Origin of the sequence: Leptospira kirschneri serovar Cynopteri str. 3522 CT, assembly GCF_000243695.2 — a bacterium.
In the GTDB taxonomy this organism is placed as follows: Bacteria; Spirochaetota; Leptospiria; order Leptospirales; family Leptospiraceae; genus Leptospira; species Leptospira kirschneri.
In genome coordinates, this window is record NZ_AHMN02000005.1 from 148244 (window position 1) to 168682 (window position 20439).

The window sequence follows — 20439 nt, forward strand, 5'->3', positions numbered from 1 at the left end:
AAGTATTTTGATCTCAATATAAATCTGTCGGAATTACGACAAATCCTCTGTAAAAACTTACAACGTGATCTATAGAAAGCGTTGTATTAGTTTTCTCTAATTTTTGTGGCAACTCAATGAATTGCTTCCCATGGGTCGCAATTCAGGTGGAAAAGTTCTGAAGACTTTTATCCATTAGAAAAACATACTTTTTGCAAGTAACAAACCTCATTTCTGTCAAAACACTTGAAAAATGTGCGTTTTGGATTCTTCTGATTCTAAAATCCTATTCAACTTGTAGGGTTGATTATGGCTCTCCATGGATGCGCGTTCTAAATTGTAATTCAAGACGGGATATCGCATTACGTTTCTTTCATACAATTTATTCACCAGAGGCTAAGAGTCCCAGTCCGGCAACGCCGGATTATTCACTCCGGTTTTCTTAGGCTGAATTTATAGAATTGAAGCGTAAACCTGGATATTCTGTTATATGGTTCTGAGTAAAATGTGGAAACTACTGCAAATTACGATTTTACGAACAAATTCTAAAAATGTAGGAACTACTATTTTTAAAAAATTCTTTTTCATTTTCTTATACCGAACTTCATGAAATTATTAGAGTTGTTGAAAAATTAATTCTTGATCTGTTTTTGTTGCATTGCTCATAACTATATAATAAAGCACATAATATTTTGCATAAAATCAGTGTTTTGTGATAAAATTAACAGCACTCAATTTTATAGAGATTAGTAAAATGGACAATTGAAGCAGTTTTGCAAATTTTTACTGTGGAATTTTTCAACAACTCTATTGTTTTGCGGTTGTCATTCAATAAAATTGAATTTTTTCATAATTTTATATTTTCTTAATATTCAAAATTTTAAATTAAACTTCGCAAAAGAATCGATCTCAACAAACTGACCCGGAATCGCATATGGATTGTTTAACCTTTTCGGGACCGCTCCCACATCCAAAGTTTCCTCATCTAAACCAAGCCAATAAAAAGTCACGGCTAAGATCAACATCGCCGCCATTCCGTAAATCATCACGCCACCTGTCAATCCTTCGTGCCTGCCAAAGTTCCCTGCAAGTTTTTGATACCTACCCGCATCTCGATTCGTTTCACGAACAATTCTTTCTTCATAAAGATACAAACCGATAAACTGATCTTGAGGGGCAGAGAGAGACGCATAATAAAGACCTGTAAGATTCACCCGACTACGAGCACGATCGTATAAATCATTGGCCTTCAAGTTGAAATAATAATAACCGACGTAAAACAAAAGAGTTCCGTATAAGGAATAAATCGAAAAATCGTTATACGAATGATCCAAAAAAACGTTCTGTTTATTTTTATAATAAGTGATCGTATCTCCCTGTTTTAAAACCAAATCTAGTTTTGTTTCTTCGTCCTTTTTGATCTCCACTCCTTTTAAAAGATCCACGTGACCTTCCATCGAAAGTCGAAGACGATTATAACCCGTTTTAACTCGAACGTTGATGATAGGAGTTTTACCTAAAAATTCCGAACCTAGATAAACGTTTGCACCTTCCGGATTGGAAGTCACAGAAATCAATCCATCCTTAGGAGTTCTAGCAAGAATCATTTCAAAGTTTCCACCGTCCTGAATCGAAACTCTTTTTTCTTCGCTCTGAAACCCATCCATGTAATATTTAACCTTGCGATTTCCGGGAAGAATATCAGATCTTTGTAAAGGAGTTTTTCCCAAAAATTGTCCATCCAAAAAAACGAGAACTCCGTCTATATCTCCTGATTTAAACGAAAAAGAAACCGTATTCTTTCCGACCAATTCTTTTTTGATTTCTCCGATTAATCCTTCCAATTCCTGATAAGAGCGTCTAACGCTAGTTTTAGCTCGGAATTCTTTTCGAGAAGCATCTTTAGAAGATCGCAGAACGAGTTTGAGTTCCATTTGAGACTCGCTTTTTTTTTCGTATGTTCCAGCGAGATGATAAAAACATCCCGCCTTTTTACCAGATAAAAATAGATTACTGTCTTCGGGTGGAGTTTCCTCCGAAATAAATTCAGTTTTTAAAGTTAAAAAACGAGGATCTTTTTCCGGAGAAGTCTCTTTTATATTCTTTACCCTTTCCAAAATGTTTCCGTCCCATTCTCCCTTTTTTAATCTTTCTTTTTCAATGGGATCTCCGAAACCGTGCTGAATACTTTTCGGAATTACATCCGGATCAAAAATTTGAAAAAGTCCTTTTAAACCTGAAAATAATACCCCTCCGTAGCCCTTACTCAAATAGTCTAGATTCGAGTCCGCGTTTTGATTTTTAAGTGGAAATATACATAGTTTTCTTTCGGTTTCGAACGTGACCTTCGTATACATCCCGGATTCTGGGAAACGATAGTATTTTTCGATACCTTGTGCAAAAATTCCTATATTCAAAATAGATAATATTAAAATAAATGCAAATAATCGAATCATTTTTTTTTCACGTTTAAAGTAGCAACTAAACCAACGATTCCTACAATAGGCATTACCAAAGCTAAAGGAGCAGAATAAACATAGTCTCTTGCAAAGGAAATTTGTTCACCTAAACCGGGACCGAACCAGTCGGAACCAGCGCTTACTCCCAAATAACTAAAAAGCGCCAGCGTCATTACAACCCCAGGTAATCCTGTAGTAAATAGAACTTTTAAAACTGGAAAAGCCGAAGGAAAAATATGATTTTGAAAAACGTTAGCCCTCGAAGCCCCAAAAAAAGAAGATGCGAGTACAAATCCACTTCCATCCGTTTCCCGAATTTTACTTTGAAGAGTCTCGTATGAAAACGCCCAGTCACCTAACAAAATTGCGACGATCAAAACGTAAGATCCTTGTCCTAACGCGTGAACAGTAAGTAAAGCGATGAGCAAAGAAGGAACGGAAACGAACACGGAAGAAATCGGAGTAAAAAACCACCTTCCGGTAAACGGAAAAGAATATTGAAAAAGACAAATTAAAGAACTGAACGCCAAAGTAAACAACCTAGAAGGTAAAGAAAATAGAAGAGTGGAAATCGTTCCGTAAGAAAAAAGACCATATACGTCTCGGCCCAATCGATCACAACCCAAAGGATGACTCCAAGTTACAGAACAAAAACTGTCTTCTAAAAAAACTTCCGTAGGCGGATTTTTCCATAATACACCAACTAAGGTTAAGAAAACAAAAAAGATCCTCAAACCATTACCAAAGGAAATCAAAAAAGGTTCTCCTTACCGGTAAGACTTTCTTGAAAACGAATGGAAACCCTACTGAAAATATAAAACGTAAGACCACTATAAAAAAGAAGCGCGCTCAACAGCTCCGCGTCCATAGTCTGAATCGCGTAATACATGGATTTACCAATTCCCGGAAAAAAGAAAATTTCCTCCACGATCATAGCTCCGGAAAGAAGGGAACTGAAATCCAGAAGAATCAAAACCACAAGCAACGGAAGAATTTTTAATAAAATATGATTCCATAATATTCTATTTTTAGAATATCCTCTGGCTCTTAAAACCTTCGTATAAGGGGATTTTAATTCGATTTCGGTAAGACTGAGAGCAAACTGATAAATTCTAGCCCAGACTCTAGAACCCAGAGCAATTCCCGGCAAAATCACATAAGTGCTATTCCAAGGTTCGTAACCGCCCGGAGGAAACCATTCCAGTTGTACAAAAAAAATCAGAAGTAAAACAACTCCCACTACAAAAACCGGTGTGGACAAAATCCAGTTACTCAGAAATAAAAATACGCTTTTAAAAATTCCTTCTTCCTTTTTAGAACCGATAAGCGCCAACGTTACCGCAAAAAAACTCCCCCAACCCACCGAAAAAACCGCGAGGTGTAACGTGGGAAGAACTCTCGAAAAAATATGTTTCCAGACTGATTCCCCAGAAGTGGTTTTACCGGATTGAAATATTATAATTCCTTTAACAAAGGAAAACACCCGAGGCAAAAAGGATTCTTGTTCTAGAAAAGATTCTTCCTTAGAAAAGGACGAATCTGCATAAAGATATTCTTTATTCAAAGAACGTAGATGACCGAAAAGAACGGAGAAAAAAATTAATGCGACAAGAAATAAAAGGAACCTAGAGATTTCTCCCTGCACGGTTAGACGTTCCGAGAAAAAGCTTTTTGGATTTCCTCGAAGGATCCGGAACGAATCAATTTTTCTCTATCTTCTTTTACATTTAATGCTTTTGCAATCTGTGCAAGCGTCTTGATATGTTCTTGAAATTTGGTTTTGGGAACGATGAGAAGAATAAAAATATGAACCGGTTGATGATCGATCGAATCGAAATCGATTCCGTTCGGATTGAGTCCCATCACACATTTGAGTTCATCCACAAGATTGACAGAACAATGAGGAATCGCAACTCCACTTCCAATTCCGGTTGACATTGACTTTTCTCTGGCAAGAAGAGACTCTAAGATTTCTTCTTTATTTTCTGCGTCTATCTGATGTGTATCGATCGCCTTTTGCAGGAGTTTGGAAATCACTTCTTCTTTGCTTCCAGATTCCAAATTGAAAATGACTGTTTCTGGTTGAAGAAGAGTCAAGAGCTGATTCATATCCACTTCCCTGACTTTTCGTTTTGTTGTTTATGTTTGCTACAATACACGATCATCATTCTAACTACAATTCGAACGGTTCTAATTGCCCGAAATTATCGACTCTGCTTCCCAGAAATATACGGATCAAACTGGCTTCAATGAAAAAATAGAAAACGGAAAAGGTGAAAATCGGTAAAGAAAAACGTACCAAAACTTGGATGACATAAAAAAGAACCACGGTCGCTAAAACCGCTATGAATGAATAAATCCAAACGGTATATAAATTTCTTCCGGGTGAAGCAAAAAGAATCGAGAACGATACCCAAGCGGACAGAAGAACGGGAAAATATTCCAAAGCTAAATTTCCAACGACTACGATCAAACCAGTTATAAAAATCAAAGGAATCTGAAAAGAGTTTGGTCTTTTTAAAAAAACAGGAATCAAAAAAAGAATCGAATACGCTCCCATAGTTTCTAAAGAAGAAAATCTCAAAGGAGAATAACCTTCCTGTGAAAAAGAAAGAACGCTGAAAATATCCGAAATAGATTCGTCCCTAAAAGACAAATTCGGTTTACCTGCAATCCCGGAAAAAATATCTACCGTAGGCAACAAAAGATAAAAGAATAAAAAAATCAAAAGTTGGATCAAAGAAAGTGGTGCTTGAATCCGAAAGCGATCAAAAGAATTCAAAAAAATTCCAGCGATTCCCGCAAGTATGGCCCAGACTATCGTTCCGGAGTGAATCGGCAAAAGAAGAACAAAAATTCCTGTATGAACGATCCATTTTAAAGGATAGATAGTTCGTTTTAGAATCGTAAATTGATAAACAAAACAAGTTCCCAAAACTATCACATAACAAATCCATAATGGAACGGTTCCGAACAAGACAATTCCTATAAACGAAAAAAGCCCCATCAAAATATCCGGATAAAACGGATCCGACTTTCGAAAAAAACCAATCTTAGTAGCTAAGAGATAATCAGGCATTTTGATTCTCCCGGACTCTACTTTTTACTTCTCGAATTTTATTTCTGATAGAAATTCCGGAAGGGCAAAGATAAGTACAAATCCCACATTCGATACAAGCGTCCGTAAAAAATTTTCCCTGTCCGTTAACTAGAGAAATCGGATTACATTCTAAAGGGCAATTATAAGTGCATTCTCCGCATTCTATACAAGGAAGTTCGTTCCGCTCCTGAATTTTACCAGAAACGAATATAATAGAATGATGTTTATAAATATCTAAGAAATATTCCTCGGACGAAGAATGAAATTCTCCGCCGTCAAAAAAGGAATTAAAAGTGAAGTTAGGATACTCTTTCTTTTTTTCAGAAAGTAAAAAGCCGAGACTTTGGCCATCTCTGAACTTAATTGGGGATTCTTCTTTTTTAAGACCACCGTTTTTTCCCACATAGTAGATCGTGATATGTCTTTCTATATATGGGATTTTTTTGAATAAGGCTCTGTAAAGATGATAGAGAGTTTCCGGTCCGAGATAAAGGATTTTTTCTTTTTGGAATACCTTTCCGGATAGAGCCTTTTTTACAAAATACTGCGGGTATCCTAGCGGGTATTCGTATTTTCGAAAAGGAACCGGAGACAGTATATAGTCTTTAATGAAAGCCTCCGGAAACCATACTTTCAAATATTCTAAAAATTGAATATGCAGTTCTTTGCATTCTTCTAAAAGAATTTTTTGAAAATCGACTGACTGGGTTTTGATATACGGAGAAAGTACAATCAAAGAGGACTGAAACGTTTTAAAAAGAGAAGATAAGGTTGTATTTGGAAAATCGAGAGAGACAAGTCCGAGTTCGTCCATTCTCTGTAAGGCTTGGTCTAATTTCAAAGAAGGATCAATTTTGGTTTCACCGGACAATTGAAAACTTCCGTCTTGTACGATTCGGATCTTTGTAGAATGTTCTCCCTGAATGAGACTCGCGATTCCGTCTACAGGAGATAAAAGTGTTCCGACAGACTGCCTAACGAGTGGTTCTCCTGCAAATACTCGGGTGGGAAATTCTTTTAGATAGAGGGCTCCCAATTCGGGAAATAACGTGAATGGTTCTTCCAGGACGGTCTTACGAGAAAATTTTCCGTGGACCAATCCTGGTTTGAGGGTAAAAGCGGAGGGCTTCAAAACTCTTTAGGTGAGATTTTTCACCATGTAGATTTCGTCTTTGATTGGAAGTTCTTTCTTTAGATTTTTGATATAAGGAAGAATTTCACCCATCGGCTCATAAAATTCACAGTTTACTTGCATACGGCGAGCAACGGTGAAATATTTATAGAGTTTTTCTTCTCCGGATCTTTTGGACCATTTTTTCTTGGTGCATTTTACGCGGAGAATATACTTATCCGCCTCGGATTCATATTGCCTTACGGTTACACAGTGCAGGCAATTAGCGCAGTAAACTTTCTCACTCATTCGGGTTCCTATAAAAGTAACGGTTTTTTGTCAATTTTTCAGAAAAAAGTGCAAAGTCAAGCATAAGCCGCCTTAGAGCTTTCAACTCTGAGCCTCACCAAAGATTGGTAGAAAGGTCTTTGTAGTTGGAAACTATGATAGGTTTCTATTCTTTTATAAAATATAACCGTTTTTATGGATTGTTGCAATAAAAATGTGGGAACTACTACGCTTTACTGTAAACGAGTTATCAACCATAATCTGGATCTCTTTTGAGATTTAGGACAATTCTGAAACTAATCTGTGTTCGATATTTTTCTAAAAACAGTATTTATTCTTACAGTCCAACTTGGAAAAATGACTGTGTTTTTCAAAGTTTTATGTGAGATCTTAATTTGCAGTAGTTCCCACATTTTATTTTTACGGAAAAATCAGTTTTTATAAAACAAACTTCTTACACCAAATTTATGTTCAAGAAGCCTTTACAAAATAAAGTGAGTCAGCCATGATTCATCTTTCTGAAAAAAATTGGATCTTGAACTTTACAGATCGATTCCCTAAAATGTGGGAACTACCGCAAATCAGAATTTTACGAACAAATTCTAAAATTGTGGGAACTCATACTTTTAGAAAATTATTTCTTACGTCCTGCTACGTTAAAATGGGATTTAAATTCTGATGATCGCCGTAAAACAGAAGTTTTGTGCAGAAATCGGATTGAATGATGATTCTTTTTGAATTTTATAAAGGTAATTTACGGAAAGAATTTATTTTTCTTTTTAAAGAACAAAGCTAAAAGAAAACTCTTTAGCCTTGTTCTGCTATTGCTCTATTATGCCTGAGTAGAAAGTTCCTTTGCGGATTCACGTTTAGAAGCTCCCAGTTTCCAGAATGCATCTTTCAAAGACAAATATCCAACGTAGAAAAATCCGAGCGCATAAATTGCTAAGAAACCTACAATCTGAGGTTTTCCAAGTGCAAAAGAAAGAAAAACGGTTCCAATACAATAAAATCCCATTAGAAATTCAAGAACCACATGAAAATCTAAAGGCACAGTATATTTTAACCTTTCTTTCAATACATCCGTATTATTCTCGATCTTAAGTTTAGGAGTACGTTTGAATGAAGACTGAATCCCAAGAATTGCTTCTAACCAAGCCCTTGTGTTTACGATCGCAATTCCAGTTCCGATCATAATTAAAATTGGAAGATACAACATTCTTTTTTTCCAATCTTTATGAAGAATTTTCTGAGAATACGCGTAGAAAATCATGGGGCCCACAGATCCTACCGATAAAATCGCAGCGGTTCCCATTAAAATTTCGATTGGTAAATCATAGAAACTAAAACCGGACCAATAATCCATCAACAATAAAGGTGCACTAAAAAGTATATTGATCACCATTAAAGGATGAACCGAATAATTGATTAAATGAACAATTGCTTCCGACTTAATTCTCCAAGGAAGATCCGCCCGAAGAATTCTTGGAAGCAACTTGACGGCAGTTTGTATGGAACCTTTACACCAACGGAATTGTTGCGATTTATACGCAGAGATCATCGCTGGAATTTCTGCCTTACATTCAATATCTTTAAAATAGCGGAATTTCCATCCTTTCATTTCTGCCCGGTAAGAAAGATCAAAATCTTCCGTTAGAGTATCGTGCTCCCATCCACCGGAGTCGATAATACATTCTTTTTTCCAAATTCCAGCAGTCCCATTGAAATTCATCCAGAGATGAGATCCGTTTCTAGCAACCTGCTCGATCATAAAATGTCCATCAATTCCAAAAGATTGCGCTTTGGTAAGAACGTTATAATCTGCGTTTATATGTCCCCAGCGAACTTGTACCATTCCGATTTGAGGATCATCGAAATATGGCACGGTTTTAATTAAGAAATCAGGGTCCGGCATAAAGTCAGCGTCAAAAATTGCGATGTATTCTCCTCGAGCAACTTTCATCCCCGCTTCTAATGCTCCAGCCTTGTGTCCAGTACGCTCCGCCCCCGATCGATGAAGATGATGAATATCAAATCCGAGTGATTTATAATGATTGATTAAATTTCTGGACTTTTCGACAGTCTCGTCCGTAGAATCGTCTAAAAGTTGTATTTCAAGTTTATCTTTCGGATATTTAAGCGCGACGGTTGTTTCAATCAATCGGTCCACTACATAATATTCGTTGAAAATCGGCAACTGTACAGTCACTACTGGCAGATTTGGATCATTGACGTCTAGAATTTTGTCCGGCTCGGATTCGCAATATGTATGATTCTTTTTATAAAGATATACCATGATATAGGTATGAATCCCAAAGAAAAAGAGAGCGACTATGTCGATCCCATAAATAGCCAGAAACAATATAGTTACGACGGTCAGCATAATGATAGCCAGGAAATATTCTTCTCGTTAAAAGTCAAAGATTTTGCACTGCATAAATTTTTTAGTTTTTTAATTCGGTCCTTTATTTTTTATTCAGAAGCCTAATGTAGGAACTCCCACTGCCGATACTTTTCAATGGATGGACTACAACCTCCCTGGTTGTGTCTTCCACTGCGAATTTTCACTTTAAAATGGACGGGGGACGAAAGTTACACCGTCCCCTTTTTTTGCAGTCTTAAGGAATACACAACACTACTACTCTTACCGACTTTCAGATACACTCAAAGAACGTTATAAGGATCCATCCCAAAATTCATTTTTCTATAAGAAAATCTTTATAAAATCCGAATACACTTTTCTCAATACGAATTTTTTCATAAAATCTCCGTTTTACGATCTTTATTGAATTGAAAATCCATTTTACGGAGGTTTACTTGTTATTTCCATTTTTCTAATATTCTTAAAATATCATTGCCGAATTTTTCTACCTTTGCAGTACCCATTCCTTTTACACAAGATAATTCTTCCGGAGTCTCCGGCATCTCCTTTGCTATTTGAACAATGACGGGATTTTGAAGTACCATAAACTTTTTCCATTTTCTTCTTCTGGCTTCTCTATCTCGAAAATTTTTTAATTCTTGAATCAAGTTTTTGGCGGGAATCGTTTTTTTTTCGCTTTCTGTATCTGAACTTTTTTTCTTACGGGGAACCTTGACAATCACTGTGGAAGAAAGAATCAATTTAGGATATTTGTCTCCTACGATCTTTATCTTTTTTTCTGAAATCCATTCATCCAAAATTTTTAAAATCGCTTCTTCCGCAACGGAACGTAAAGAACCGTATCCGATTAAACGATCCAATTTTTTTCTCAGAATTTCGTTCGATCTAGAACCGCGTAACACTCCTACGATCATCCTTTTACCGAACTTACCTGGAATTTGTTCTAATACTTTTTCGATGGTTCCTAATTCTTCCTTTGAAAATTCATATCTTTCCCTTACTTCTTGTTTTAATCGTTTGTTTTTTTCTCTTTCCAAAAACCGATCTCTTTCATCTGCAAAAGTAGATTCTTTTTCTAAACAGATGTCACAGGTTTCACAAGGTAAGATTTCTTCGTCAAAGTAGGAACAAAGTGTTTGTTGTCTACATTTGTTAGAAATGGAATATTCTTTTAAATGGGAGAGTAACGTTTCTCCTCCTTTTCGATTGTTTTCCTTTCCTATTATAAAACCTTGTGTCACAAGATCAGAAGGATGATAAAAAAGGACACAGTCAGAAGGTTTTCCGTCCCTTCCGGCTCTACCCGCTTCTTGATAATAACTTTCCAAAGAGGCTGGTATCTGATAGTGAATCACCAAACGAACGTTTGGTTGATCCAACCCCATTCCAAACGCGTTAGTCGCCACCAATACATTTGTTTTTCCGTTGTTATATCCGTCCTGTGTCTTTTCTCGACTGGAATCGGTTCTTCCCGCGTGATATTTGCCGACTTTAAATCCATTCTTTTTTAGAAAACCGTAAACTGTTTCTACTTTTTGTCTAGTTGCGCAGTAGACGATCACTCTTCCACTTGAAACTTTTTGAAAGTTTCCTTGAACTAAAAGTTTCAAAAGTTCGTTTTCTCTTGAAATTTCGTTTTGAGGAAAACGAACCGAAAAACTAAGATTTTCTCTATAAAAACTTCCCTTAATCAATATTGGATTTTTGAGTCCTAACGAATCCGATATGTCCTTGATGACTCTGGACGTAGCTGTGGCGGTTAACGCAACTACCGGTATCGGTTTCGGGTATTTGTCCCTAAGTTCGTATAACTTTCTATATTCGGGTCTAAAATCGTGTCCCCATTGGGATACACAATGCGCTTCGTCTACGGCAATTCTTGCCAAAGGAAATTTCGGAAGAATTTCCAACACCTGTCTTCCAAGCGCCTTTTCGGGTGAAAGATATAATATCCTGATTTTACCGGTAACGGCCCTACTTAAAATTCTCAATTGTTCTAGATCATCCTGAGTGGAGTTGCAGTATTCTGCCGCGATTCCTTTTGCTTTGAGTGAGTCTACCTGATCTTTCATCAATGCGATCAAGGGAGAAATTACAAGTGTCAACGAGGTTTCATCCAAAATCGTCGGAAATTGGTATATGAGGGATTTTCCTCCTCCAGTTGGAAGAATAGCTAACGTATCCTTTCCGGAGATCAAGGATTCGATCGCTTCTTTTTGTCCGGATCTAAACTTGGGCAATCCCCATTTTTTTTTAAGAATATATTCTAAATTTTGAATATGTTGGTTCTGTTCTGAATTCATTGGATCTGGAATCGTAAAAATTCGGTTGTTGTATTACGTTCGTTTAAACTATAAATATTAGATTTTGTCCTAAAGTCAGTCTCTTTTTAAAAGAAACTTAAAAATTCAGGTATCGTGTAAATTTTATTTTAAATACTTAAATGTGGGAACTCATACATAAACTAGAAACATAAAGGAAATTCGAATACTCTTAAACTATCTTTAGAGTTGTTAAAAAATTCCATAGCCACCGATAACAAAACTGCTTCAATCGACCATTCCCATAAAAGAGAAACAGATGGAAAATTACTACTCAATGAATGAAAACAACACTTGTTCTAAAAGTTAGAATGCGGAATATATCATAAAAAAGCCAATTATTTCGGGTTAGGCGTAATTTTCTGAGAACTTCTAATATCTTAGGTAAAATTACCTATTCATTTTCAGTATCATTTTTATACGTCTGAGTAGTAATTTTTCAACAACTCTATTTATCAAATCATTAAGAATGAACTAAAATTGAATGAATCCTTATAGTTAAAAAATTTAAACATATATATAACCCAAATATATGTTCTAAATAAACAAAACATCATTTTCTTTCATTAAAATATATTCATTAATAAAAAAATCTGCCTTCATTAAAGAGTAAAAAAGAAGAAGGATCAAAGGTAAAAGTGATAAAAAAACTGAATCATCGAATTAGTTTTTTATTGCCAGAACCATAGAATAGAGTATTTAAAACACGGATTCATCAAACTTCATGATATTTCGACATATACATTAGAATAAGTTTATATAGAATTTAGTTCCAATATATGAACAAAATCAAATATATTGGCTATAAAAATTGATGTTGGAAGTTCGGATAACAATAGAGTTGTTGAAAAATTAATTCTTGATCTGTTTGTATTGAATTGAAATGGACAATTGAAGCAATTTTACGAATCTTCACTATGGAATTTTTCAACAACTCTAATCTAAAAAAACAATACAATTTGTTTCTTACTCAATCCGATAGTTCGATTTACTAACTTGTAGTAAAATGGATTCATACAATATTTGTGGAGTAATATTATAATTATTTCATATATATACGATTATGATTATTCATAGCCATATAATAAAGTACCTAATATTTCGTACTGAAACAGTATTTTGTGATAAAGTTTAAAGGTACACAATTTATAGAGATCATAATTTAAAAAAGAGGGTTTGAAAAATGTATAATTGGAAGAAAATTTTTATAGTGGCTTTGTTAGTCTCCATCATGATTTACTTGGAGTATGAAATGGATCATACACTTGTACATGCGTCTTCTTACTCAAAAACTACTAACTCGATCATTCAAAAACCTACCGATCCACCAAAAGATAAACCAATCAAAGTCAATGTAAGTGGCGGAGGAACATTTTGTTATGGTCCTACTTTTAGCGGCGGTGAAAGTTACATCGTAATTGAACAGTGTTGGCAAATGCACGTTAAGAATGCAAGATACGACGTGTTCCAAAGAATTTCGTATAACGTCAATAATACGTGGTTATGCATCACTGCTCCGGAAAAAGTAGTTAGAGGGGAAGAAAACTGGGACTATGTACATCTCAGACCTTGTACAATCAACGATCCTCTGCAAAGATGGATCGTAAAAGACAACTCGTTTTGGACTGCGGATGAGCGTTATCAATTGAAGGATACAAATTGGTACGGCTATATATCAAGAAATTCTAAAGATAGATACAACCATACATTAGATTCTTCCATGAAAGATTGGATTCAAACAATAGCCACTCCTGGAAACATCAGCGTTCAAACTTCTATCGCTTGGGATTTGCAAACTACCGAGGGAAATGAACGTTATTTTATTCGCTGGGGAGGTTCGGATAAAAATACCACACCTCTCTACTACAATCCTGAAAGTGGACATCTCGCTCAGTATGACCCGGTGAGTGGTTCTCTCTATTGTATGTCCTCTCAGGTAGACAACTATCAATGGAATTGGGTGACTTGGGCATCGTGTAATGACGCAGCGATCAGTAAAGAGAATCCGACTTTTTGGAACGTCTCTTTTCAAACCGAAGAAGGAGGAATCATCACGGATTATAAGGGAAATGCACTGAGAGTAACCAGATATGGAAGCAATTGGGGAGTTGCCTATGTAGCTAAACCTGATTTTGTCAAAAAGGATACTAAGAATAGCCCCACTTCTTTGTTTGTAGTCGATAAAAGTTTACTGGATTGGACACATTATACGTCATCTAATCTTGGAAAGACAGATCAGTATTGTCCAGCTGGTAATCACGAAAGTATTCTACATAAAAGAGTCAAAAGAACCTTACCACCTGACTTTCAATTAACTGAGGCTTGGATTCGAAGACTTTATGAAATAGCCAGGACAGATTCGAATTCGCGTATGTCACGTGGGGTATGTGGTGTTTGTATGCTTCAAGCCCTTCAAATGATAGCAGAACTACAGGAGTATCATTCTCAAGGACCTCTTCAGAGTGGAGGTTACTTCTTCAATACAGCTCCGAATACGAATCCTTTTATCTCGTTTGGACAACGTCATCCGGACTTGGACAGATTGCTGGTAGATATTTATAGAGTGTTTGAGCGCTTCTTTGACACAAACTATACGTTAGGCTACTTATCCGCTATGAATCTCTTACCTCAATACGAATGGGGACGTACTCGTGAATTTACTACTATGTCTGAAATAAGATCTCACATAAGAGCACTCATCGCTTCTCCGCCCGGAAATATTTGGCTATTGTTAATGACGATGGTTCATTCAGATGGAACTCGGGGAGGACATGCCGTTCCAATTCTTAGAACCTCTCAAGGATTAGTTGTAATTGCAACAACCATGGCGACCGCAACATTTGAAGAATACAGAGCAGCGTTAAGACCCACTACAAATCTGGAACAGATAATTAGAAATCTGAGAGGACCTAATAGTGTTCTAACAGGACTTTCAACTTTACAATTAGGAAGATTTTACCGTAATCCTTTGGACTCCATGATCTCTAACAGAAATTGTACTGGAGAAGGAAGTGATAGAAGAGGCACAGGAGAATATCCAACTAGCGCATTGGTAAATCAGTGCTCAAGTAAAAGTGGTAGGTGCTCACTGCAATAATTCAATGACTTAAGAAAAAAATGAAAATTACTCTGATTTCTTAACGGAAGAGGTGTTGACGTAGAATCGATTTTACCTGCGTCAACACCACAAGGGACCTTTATAAAATCGAAAGATAAGGATTTTAGGAATTAAATTTCTACACAAAATCGTTGTTTGGCGATCATCATACAATAAAACCGACAACGCCAAAATTTGTTTTCCTAATCAGATTATATAATAAATACCCAATATTTTACGCCGAAACAGTGTTTTATAATGAAAATTAAAAACGCTCAATTTTATAGAAATCCGTATATGCAGGATCAGTAAAAAATTTTATTTTTTAAAAGAAAGATCTAACATTCTTTGAACGGACATTCTTCCTTTTTCGATCACTTCCAGATCAAGATGAATTTCATATTGATCGTATAACAAAGAATCTCTAATTTTTTCGAGAGTGATTTTTTTCATATGAGGGCAAACCTGACAAGTGGAAACAAAATGCCTGTCCGGAAATTCGGAACGAAGATTGTCTCCCATAGAACATTCGGTAATTAGAAAAATATTCTTCGCTTCGGACTTACGGATAAAATCGCTCATCTGAGAAGTAGAACCGGAATAGTCCGAACGATCCACCACTTCGGTTTTACATTCCGGATGAGAGATCACCGTAACTCCAGGAAATTGTCTTCTTGTAAGTTCAATGTCTTCTGCAGAATACATTTCATGAACCATACAACTTCCCGGATGGGTGATGATTTTCTTCTGAGTCAGATTTTGAACGTTGGCAGCCAAATAACGATCCGGTAAAAAAATCACGGTATCACTTTCCAGAGATTCTACCACCTGTAAAGCGTTAGCCGATGTACAACAAATATCTGTCTCCGCCTTTACGTCCGCAGTACAATTGACATAAGTTACGACGGGAACACCCGGATATTTTTGTTTTAGATCGATCACGTCTTGTCTAGTGATACTTTCCGCAAGAGAACAACCAGCCTTCAGATCCGCAATGAGAACTTTTTTTTGAGGAGACATCAACTTAGCCGTCTCCGCCATAAAATGAACCCCGTTAAAAAGAATCACGTCCGCATCCGTATCCGCGGCCACTTTACTCAGATAAAGAGAATCGCCGGTAATATCCGAAACACCGTGAAACACATCCGGAGTCATATAATTATGGCCAAGAAGAATCGCGTTCTTTTCTTTTTTTAATTTTTGAATTTCTTGGATCAGCGGAAGTTTCTCTTCCACTTCGTGTTCCATATAAGTGTTTTTAAGAGCTTTTGTAACTTCTTCGAGAGTTTTCATGGATAAGGCCAATAGGTAGTTGTAGTTGAAATCCCATTTAACTTTGGAAAAGAAGAATTCGTTCCCGTGTTACAATTAGACTGGCATTGTCTCCAAAGATTCCCGCTATTTGTAGAACTGGAACGTTTAGCGGTAACATAATCGGATTCGGTTTCAAAAGAACACGAACCGGAGTAATTCAAAAAAAACGTGGAATTACATTGGCTCCAACAGCGCAATAATTCTTCCAGAACTTCTCTATTTTGCATACGAGCCGGTTGAATTCCTTTTTGAAGTCGATCCATTTCTTGATCAGAACATTTTTCGCCGATGGATACGGGAGATTTTAAACATAAATTTTCTTGAGTATAATAATCCGAACAAGCCGGGTTTGAATTCAAAGATAAAATCCAACCCAAAAGTTGTTGATTGATTGTATCCTCTTCTTTTTTAGAAGAGGCGCAATTTAAAAGAATGATAATACAAAATAGAAGAATAAAAACAAATTGTTTGTGCACAGCAAAACCCATCTGAATTCAGTATCTTGTATGAGAAGTGTCTCTTCAATCAAAAAAAGAAAGAACAAAAGATCCATTTTTCAAATCCTAATTTTTCGATTCTAAAATCATTGACATGATTCTTTTTGATTTTTAAATCATCCCTTATTCCCCAAAATCAAACAGGATTGGTGTTACTTTTCATGAGAAAATTATCTTCTCTAATTTCTGTGTTAGTTCTCCTTATGTTCTTAGGAAATTGCGCAGCTACAGTTGATGTAGAATATCCGGTATTCCCGAAAGATAAAGAAGGCCGTGCACTTCAAAAATTCCTCGGAACCATTCGTAACGTAGGTTTGGCTGTAGAAGCTCCTAAAAAAAGTCTTTGGGAAGCGATCTTCGGTGAAGGTTCCAGTTTTATTGATCAGATGCCTTCTAAAGTTTTCGAGGCGTTTGACAAAGAGTCTTATTACAAACTTACCGACTTGAGCAAACGTGCAGACGCAATCAACGAAGCGAGTCTTTCTCTTACAGGAATTACTAAAAACAGAGCAAAGATCGGAAATCTGATCGGAGCAGAAGCAATTCTATACATAGGTTATCAAAAACCTTATACAGAGTGTAGTACTGAAAATAAAGTCGATGCGGTTGCAGCTGGTTTGAAAGTGGCTGGTTTTGCCGCTTCTATGGCAACTGGTAAAGACGTAAATACAGGAAACGAACCAGTATCTAAACCTACTGGAGTGCGTATGATGTTAATTCCTCTCGATGCTACTCTCATCAAAGTAGAAACCGGAGAAGTAAAAAAGGCGGTAGTTTCCAGTCCTGCGAAAATTTACAACAGTGTAGGAAATTTAGAATGCCCTTCAATTTTAGATTCTTTCGGACAAGGTTTGGATGAAGCTGCTGCTTATATCAAGGGCAGACTTTCTCCAATTGTTAAAACAGAAAGAATTAAAGTTTTTGTTAAAGACGAAGACGAAGAAGTAAAAGAACTTCTTCAAGAAGGTTACGAAGAAATCGTTGGTGAAACTCCAAGTTTCAAAAAAGCAAAAGAAGCTTGGGAAAAAGCTGATAAAAAAGCAAAAGGTCAGTCTTGGGGAGCAAAAGCAAACCTTGCAACCTACTATTTTTCAGCAGGTGATTTTGAAAAATCGATTAAACTCTACGAAGAAGCTATGAAATTGAAAGATGCTGATAAGAGCTATCTGAGAGAACTTAGAAAAAGAGTAGAGGCTACTTTCGCCGTTGACGAAAGCAACGCAAAGTAATCGAGTTCCTTTGAAATTACAAAATTGTATGAAAAGCGGGCGAAAGTCCGCTTTTCTTATTTTTATCCTAATCTTCTCAACTTTATTTCTTATCGAGTGTAGAAAAACTCCGAACGAAGAAGAATGTGTAGAAAATCAAATGCACAACGTCAAACTAATTGCAGATGCCTCCGAAGACGAAATCCCGCCTACGATGCAACAGATTATGTTGAAACAGATTCTTCAACCGGATATGTCAAAAGCGATTGTTCTACGTTGTATGTCCGAAAAAACTCTCAAACAAGTAGAATGTGAACTGAAAAAGGAAAAGTTCAGAGATTTAAAAGAATGTAAGAAATTCGGAAAAGAAGAATTAAAATGAACACGGTACACAATAGAGTTGTTGAAAAATTAATTCTTGATCTGTTTGTATTGGATTGAATGGACAATTGAAGCAATTTTACGAATTTTCACTATGGAATTTTTCAACAACTCTAATATTCTCACAACTTACAAATAGATTTAGTTTTCTAAAATATTTAAATATTATAAACATCTAATTTTTATAGATTTCTTAAAGAAGTTTTTCAAAGAAAACCGCTTATAACAAACGCTCGTAAATAAATTGGATTTGAGTTAAACAATAGATTGGAATCGACCTATATTGTGCTTAAATCCGGGAAGACCTACGTTTTTCAATTCGTAGAAAGTGATGTCAGTTTAGTTTCCGCTTTTTGTAGAAAGTAACAGAGTAATTTTATAGTAAAACCCAGATTTGTGGTAGTTCCCACAGATTTAGTCACATTACAAATTTTTAAACACTTAACTTTTGTAAGAGTTCCTACATCTTTGAAACAAGAACATAAAAACCTACAACGTATTTTTTGATTTTACCGTTTCTGCTATAAAAACGCAGAAAAATTCAAAACAAAAAACGAACCGTGGATTTTTGGAAAATGTGGGAACTCTCACAGATCGTGGATTTACCAGTTGGACTTTGAAAATTGTGGGAACTACTTAAAATACAAAAAAGAATCATCGTTCAATCCGATTTTTGCACAAAACTACTGTTTTACGGCCATCATCAAAATTTAAATCCCATTTTAACGTGAGTTCTGGCTGAGAAAGACTTTTCTAAAAGCATGAATTCCTACAATTTCAAAATTTGTTTGTAAAATTGTAGTTTGCGTGAGTTCCCACATCATTTTACAGACAAACCTAAGCTTTACAGTAGCTCCCACACTTGAATACGAAAGGTTCAATTGTTATAAACTTTTATTTTTTAAATTGTGGTAGTTCCCACATTTAAGGAATCGATCTATGAGGTTCAGATTTCAACTTTTTTCGGAATCATAGGTTTTTTACACCGAACGCACGTTAAGTTAGCCTTTCATACTTCCGAGTGACGAACCACAATCGCTTTATAAGTAAAACAGAATTTTCTAATGTTTTTCCGAAAATAAAATGTAACGTTTAAGGTCCAGAACTGTTTCTTCTTAGATAGGCAGGAATATCGTAGTCCTCCACTTTAGGAGAAGAACTATTCGAAGAACGCAATCTTAAAGATCCCGAATTTCGGTTTTGTTCCGTATTTTCATCTTGAAAAAAATCTTTCTTTTCAAGAGAGGAATTCTCCATTCCAACAGCTTTTCTCTGAAACCCATAACTCTCTTGCGTTCCTTTCTGAACCGAATCCTGATTCTGAAGTAATTTACCTCGTTTATGGAAACCGGTCGCGATCACAGTCACTCTAATTTTATTAGAAAGACTTTCGTCTTCATGAAGACCTACGATGATATTTGCATTCGGGTCAACTTGAGAAGTGATAATTCCAGAAACTTCGTTCCAATCCGAAATCGTAAGATCCTTTCCACCAGAAACGTTGATCAATAAAGAGGAAGCTCCGGCAATTGAAGTAGAGTCTAACAACGAATTGTTGATTGCATATTCCACTGCTTCTTTCACCTTACCGTCCCCGCTTCCTTCTCCTACTCCCATAACTGCGTCTCCGGTATCACGCATAATCGTTTTCACGTCCGCAAAATCCACGTTGATTAGTCCCGGATTATTAATGATGTCGCTGATTCCTCGAACTGCATTGAGAAGAATATCGTCTATCACTTGAAAGGCGAGATCAATCGGAGTACTTTTATCCACAACCCTAAAGATAGAATCATTATTGATTAGAATCAATGTGTCCACGTGAGAACGAAGTTGTTCGATTCCTTTACGTGCAAATTCCATTCTCCTTCTACCTTCAAAAGAAAAAGGAAGAGTAACCACCCCTACAACGAGACACTTCATTTCTTTAGCGATCTTTGCAATTACAGGCGCGGCTCCGGTTCCAGTCCCACCCCCCATTCCGGCAGTTATAAAAACCATATCCGATCCGCGAACAATGGATTGAATTCTTTCCTTATCTTCTTCCGCAGCTCTTAACCCAAGCTCCGGATCTCCACCGGCTCCCATACCTCGGGTGACTTTTGTTCCTAAGATGATTTTATTTTCTACGGGAGAACGAAGTAAAACTTGTTCGTCTGTGTTGAGAATCGCGAACTCAACTCCTTTCAAACTAGAATTGGACATTCTAGTCACCGCATTCATTCCGCCGCCACCAACTCCAAACACCTTGATCACTGCAGGGCTCGTTTTAGTTTCTTCTTCAAATCGGATCATGTTATT

General features: G+C 36.4%; 16 protein-coding genes. 4 read left to right on the plus strand and 12 right to left on the minus strand.

Annotated features, from left to right (window positions below; genetic code table 11):
* Window positions 1–851 precede the first annotated feature (851 nt).
* From LEP1GSC049_RS219485 to LEP1GSC049_RS219455, 8 genes are all read right to left on the minus strand, one after another.
* A complete protein-coding gene (locus LEP1GSC049_RS219485) occupies window positions 852–2435 on the minus strand; it encodes a PEGA domain-containing protein (protein ID WP_004768200.1) in 1584 nt (527 codons plus the stop codon).
* Window positions 2432–3193, minus strand: coding sequence for an ABC transporter permease subunit (locus tag LEP1GSC049_RS219480; protein ID WP_004755152.1), 762 nt, complete (start codon window positions 3191–3193; stop codon window positions 2432–2434). Before LEP1GSC049_RS219480 ends, LEP1GSC049_RS219485 begins: the two co-directional genes overlap by 4 nt.
* Entirely contained in the window at window positions 3190–4083 is an 894-nt protein-coding gene (locus LEP1GSC049_RS219475; RefSeq protein WP_004762433.1) for an ABC transporter permease subunit, read from the minus strand. The genes LEP1GSC049_RS219480 and LEP1GSC049_RS219475 overlap by 4 nt, the downstream gene beginning before the upstream one ends.
* A gap of 2 nt (window positions 4084–4085) precedes the next feature.
* Window positions 4086–4547, minus strand: coding sequence for a PTS sugar transporter subunit IIA (locus tag LEP1GSC049_RS219470; protein WP_004755378.1), 462 nt, complete (start codon window positions 4545–4547; stop codon window positions 4086–4088).
* Window positions 4548–4611: 64 nt separating this feature from the next.
* Complete coding sequence (locus LEP1GSC049_RS219465; RefSeq protein ID WP_004755006.1) at window positions 4612–5517, minus strand: hypothetical protein; 906 nt, start codon at window positions 5515–5517, stop codon at window positions 4612–4614.
* Complete coding sequence (locus LEP1GSC049_RS219460) at window positions 5510–6670, minus strand: 4Fe-4S dicluster domain-containing protein (RefSeq protein ID WP_004757803.1); 1161 nt, start codon at window positions 6668–6670, stop codon at window positions 5510–5512. Before LEP1GSC049_RS219460 ends, LEP1GSC049_RS219465 begins: the two co-directional genes overlap by 8 nt.
* 6 nt (window positions 6671–6676) lie before the next feature.
* Window positions 6677–6958 (minus strand): hypothetical protein, encoded by a 282-nt coding sequence (locus LEP1GSC049_RS0205245; RefSeq protein WP_001291938.1) that lies wholly within the window; start codon window positions 6956–6958, stop codon window positions 6677–6679.
* 811 nt (window positions 6959–7769) lie between these two features.
* Window positions 7770–9233, minus strand: coding sequence for a cellulose synthase family protein (locus LEP1GSC049_RS219455; protein ID WP_004754319.1), 1464 nt, complete (start codon window positions 9231–9233; stop codon window positions 7770–7772).
* Between LEP1GSC049_RS219455 and LEP1GSC049_RS2000000228480 the strand changes: the two genes are divergently transcribed.
* The gene (locus LEP1GSC049_RS2000000228480) at window positions 9207–9425 is read left to right on the plus strand and encodes a hypothetical protein (RefSeq protein WP_016748037.1); all 219 of its coding nucleotides are present in this window, start codon (window positions 9207–9209) and stop codon (window positions 9423–9425) included. The genes LEP1GSC049_RS219455 and LEP1GSC049_RS2000000228480 overlap by 27 nt on opposite strands.
* A 332-nt stretch (window positions 9426–9757) precedes the next feature.
* On the opposite strand, the gene LEP1GSC049_RS219450 is transcribed toward LEP1GSC049_RS2000000228480, so the two are convergent.
* A complete protein-coding gene (locus LEP1GSC049_RS219450) occupies window positions 9758–11623 on the minus strand; it encodes a RecQ family ATP-dependent DNA helicase (RefSeq protein ID WP_016560591.1) in 1866 nt (621 codons plus the stop codon).
* Window positions 11624–12824: 1201 nt separating this feature from the next.
* Here LEP1GSC049_RS219450 and LEP1GSC049_RS219445 point away from each other — a divergent pair.
* Window positions 12825–14738, plus strand: coding sequence for a DUF1561 domain-containing protein (locus tag LEP1GSC049_RS219445; RefSeq protein ID WP_016560558.1), 1914 nt, complete (start codon window positions 12825–12827; stop codon window positions 14736–14738).
* A 318-nt stretch (window positions 14739–15056) separates the two neighbouring features.
* On the opposite strand, the gene nadA is transcribed toward LEP1GSC049_RS219445, so the two are convergent.
* The gene (nadA, locus tag LEP1GSC049_RS219440; protein WP_004760616.1) at window positions 15057–16031 is read right to left on the minus strand and encodes a quinolinate synthase NadA; all 975 of its coding nucleotides are present in this window, start codon (window positions 16029–16031) and stop codon (window positions 15057–15059) included.
* The gene (locus tag LEP1GSC049_RS219435) at window positions 16028–16540 is read right to left on the minus strand and encodes a hypothetical protein (protein ID WP_004757332.1); all 513 of its coding nucleotides are present in this window, start codon (window positions 16538–16540) and stop codon (window positions 16028–16030) included. The genes nadA and LEP1GSC049_RS219435 overlap by 4 nt, the downstream gene beginning before the upstream one ends.
* Window positions 16541–16710: 170 nt before the next feature.
* Between LEP1GSC049_RS219435 and LEP1GSC049_RS219430 the strand changes: the two genes are divergently transcribed.
* Both LEP1GSC049_RS219430 and lep read left to right on the plus strand, forming a co-directional pair.
* A complete protein-coding gene (locus tag LEP1GSC049_RS219430) occupies window positions 16711–17778 on the plus strand; it encodes a lipoprotein LipL41 (protein ID WP_004752914.1) in 1068 nt (355 codons plus the stop codon).
* Window positions 17779–17806: 28 nt separating this feature from the next.
* Window positions 17807–18139: a LipL41-expression chaperone Lep gene (lep, locus tag LEP1GSC049_RS219425; protein ID WP_004753380.1), complete on the plus strand. Its 333-nt coding sequence runs from the start codon at window positions 17807–17809 to the stop codon at window positions 18137–18139.
* Between the two features lie 1091 nt (window positions 18140–19230).
* On the opposite strand, the gene ftsZ is transcribed toward lep, so the two are convergent.
* Complete coding sequence (ftsZ, locus tag LEP1GSC049_RS219420; RefSeq protein WP_004752854.1) at window positions 19231–20433, minus strand: cell division protein FtsZ; 1203 nt, start codon at window positions 20431–20433, stop codon at window positions 19231–19233.
* Between the last annotated feature and the right edge of the window lie 6 nt (window positions 20434–20439).

Bases quoted from the DNA above. Each gene is read 5' to 3' on its own strand.
- nadA (WP_004760616.1), bottom strand. From the start codon at position 16,031: ATGAAAACTCTCGAAGAAGTTACAAAAGCTCTTAAAAACACTTATATG.
- LEP1GSC049_RS219465 (WP_004755006.1), bottom strand. From the start codon at position 5,517: ATGCCTGATTATCTCTTAGCTACTAAGATTGGTTTTTTTCGAAAGTCG.
- LEP1GSC049_RS0205245 (WP_001291938.1), bottom strand. From the start codon at position 6,958: ATGAGTGAGAAAGTTTACTGCGCTAATTGCCTGCACTGTGTAACCGTA.
- LEP1GSC049_RS2000000228480 (WP_016748037.1), top strand. From the start codon at position 9,207: ATGATTCTTTTTATAAAGATATACCATGATATAGGTATGAATCCCAAA.
- LEP1GSC049_RS219445 (WP_016560558.1), top strand. From the start codon at position 12,825: ATGTATAATTGGAAGAAAATTTTTATAGTGGCTTTGTTAGTCTCCATC.
- LEP1GSC049_RS219485 (WP_004768200.1), bottom strand. From the start codon at position 2,435: ATGATTCGATTATTTGCATTTATTTTAATATTATCTATTTTGAATATA.
- LEP1GSC049_RS219455 (WP_004754319.1), bottom strand. From the start codon at position 9,233: ATGGTATATCTTTATAAAAAGAATCATACATATTGCGAATCCGAGCCG.
- LEP1GSC049_RS219430 (WP_004752914.1), top strand. From the start codon at position 16,711: ATGAGAAAATTATCTTCTCTAATTTCTGTGTTAGTTCTCCTTATGTTC.
- lep (WP_004753380.1), top strand. From the start codon at position 17,807: ATGAAAAGCGGGCGAAAGTCCGCTTTTCTTATTTTTATCCTAATCTTC.
- LEP1GSC049_RS219450 (WP_016560591.1), bottom strand. From the start codon at position 11,623: ATGAATTCAGAACAGAACCAACATATTCAAAATTTAGAATATATTCTT.
- LEP1GSC049_RS219470 (WP_004755378.1), bottom strand. From the start codon at position 4,547: ATGAATCAGCTCTTGACTCTTCTTCAACCAGAAACAGTCATTTTCAAT.
- ftsZ (WP_004752854.1), bottom strand. From the start codon at position 20,433: ATGATCCGATTTGAAGAAGAAACTAAAACGAGCCCTGCAGTGATCAAG.
- LEP1GSC049_RS219435 (WP_004757332.1), bottom strand. From the start codon at position 16,540: ATGGGTTTTGCTGTGCACAAACAATTTGTTTTTATTCTTCTATTTTGT.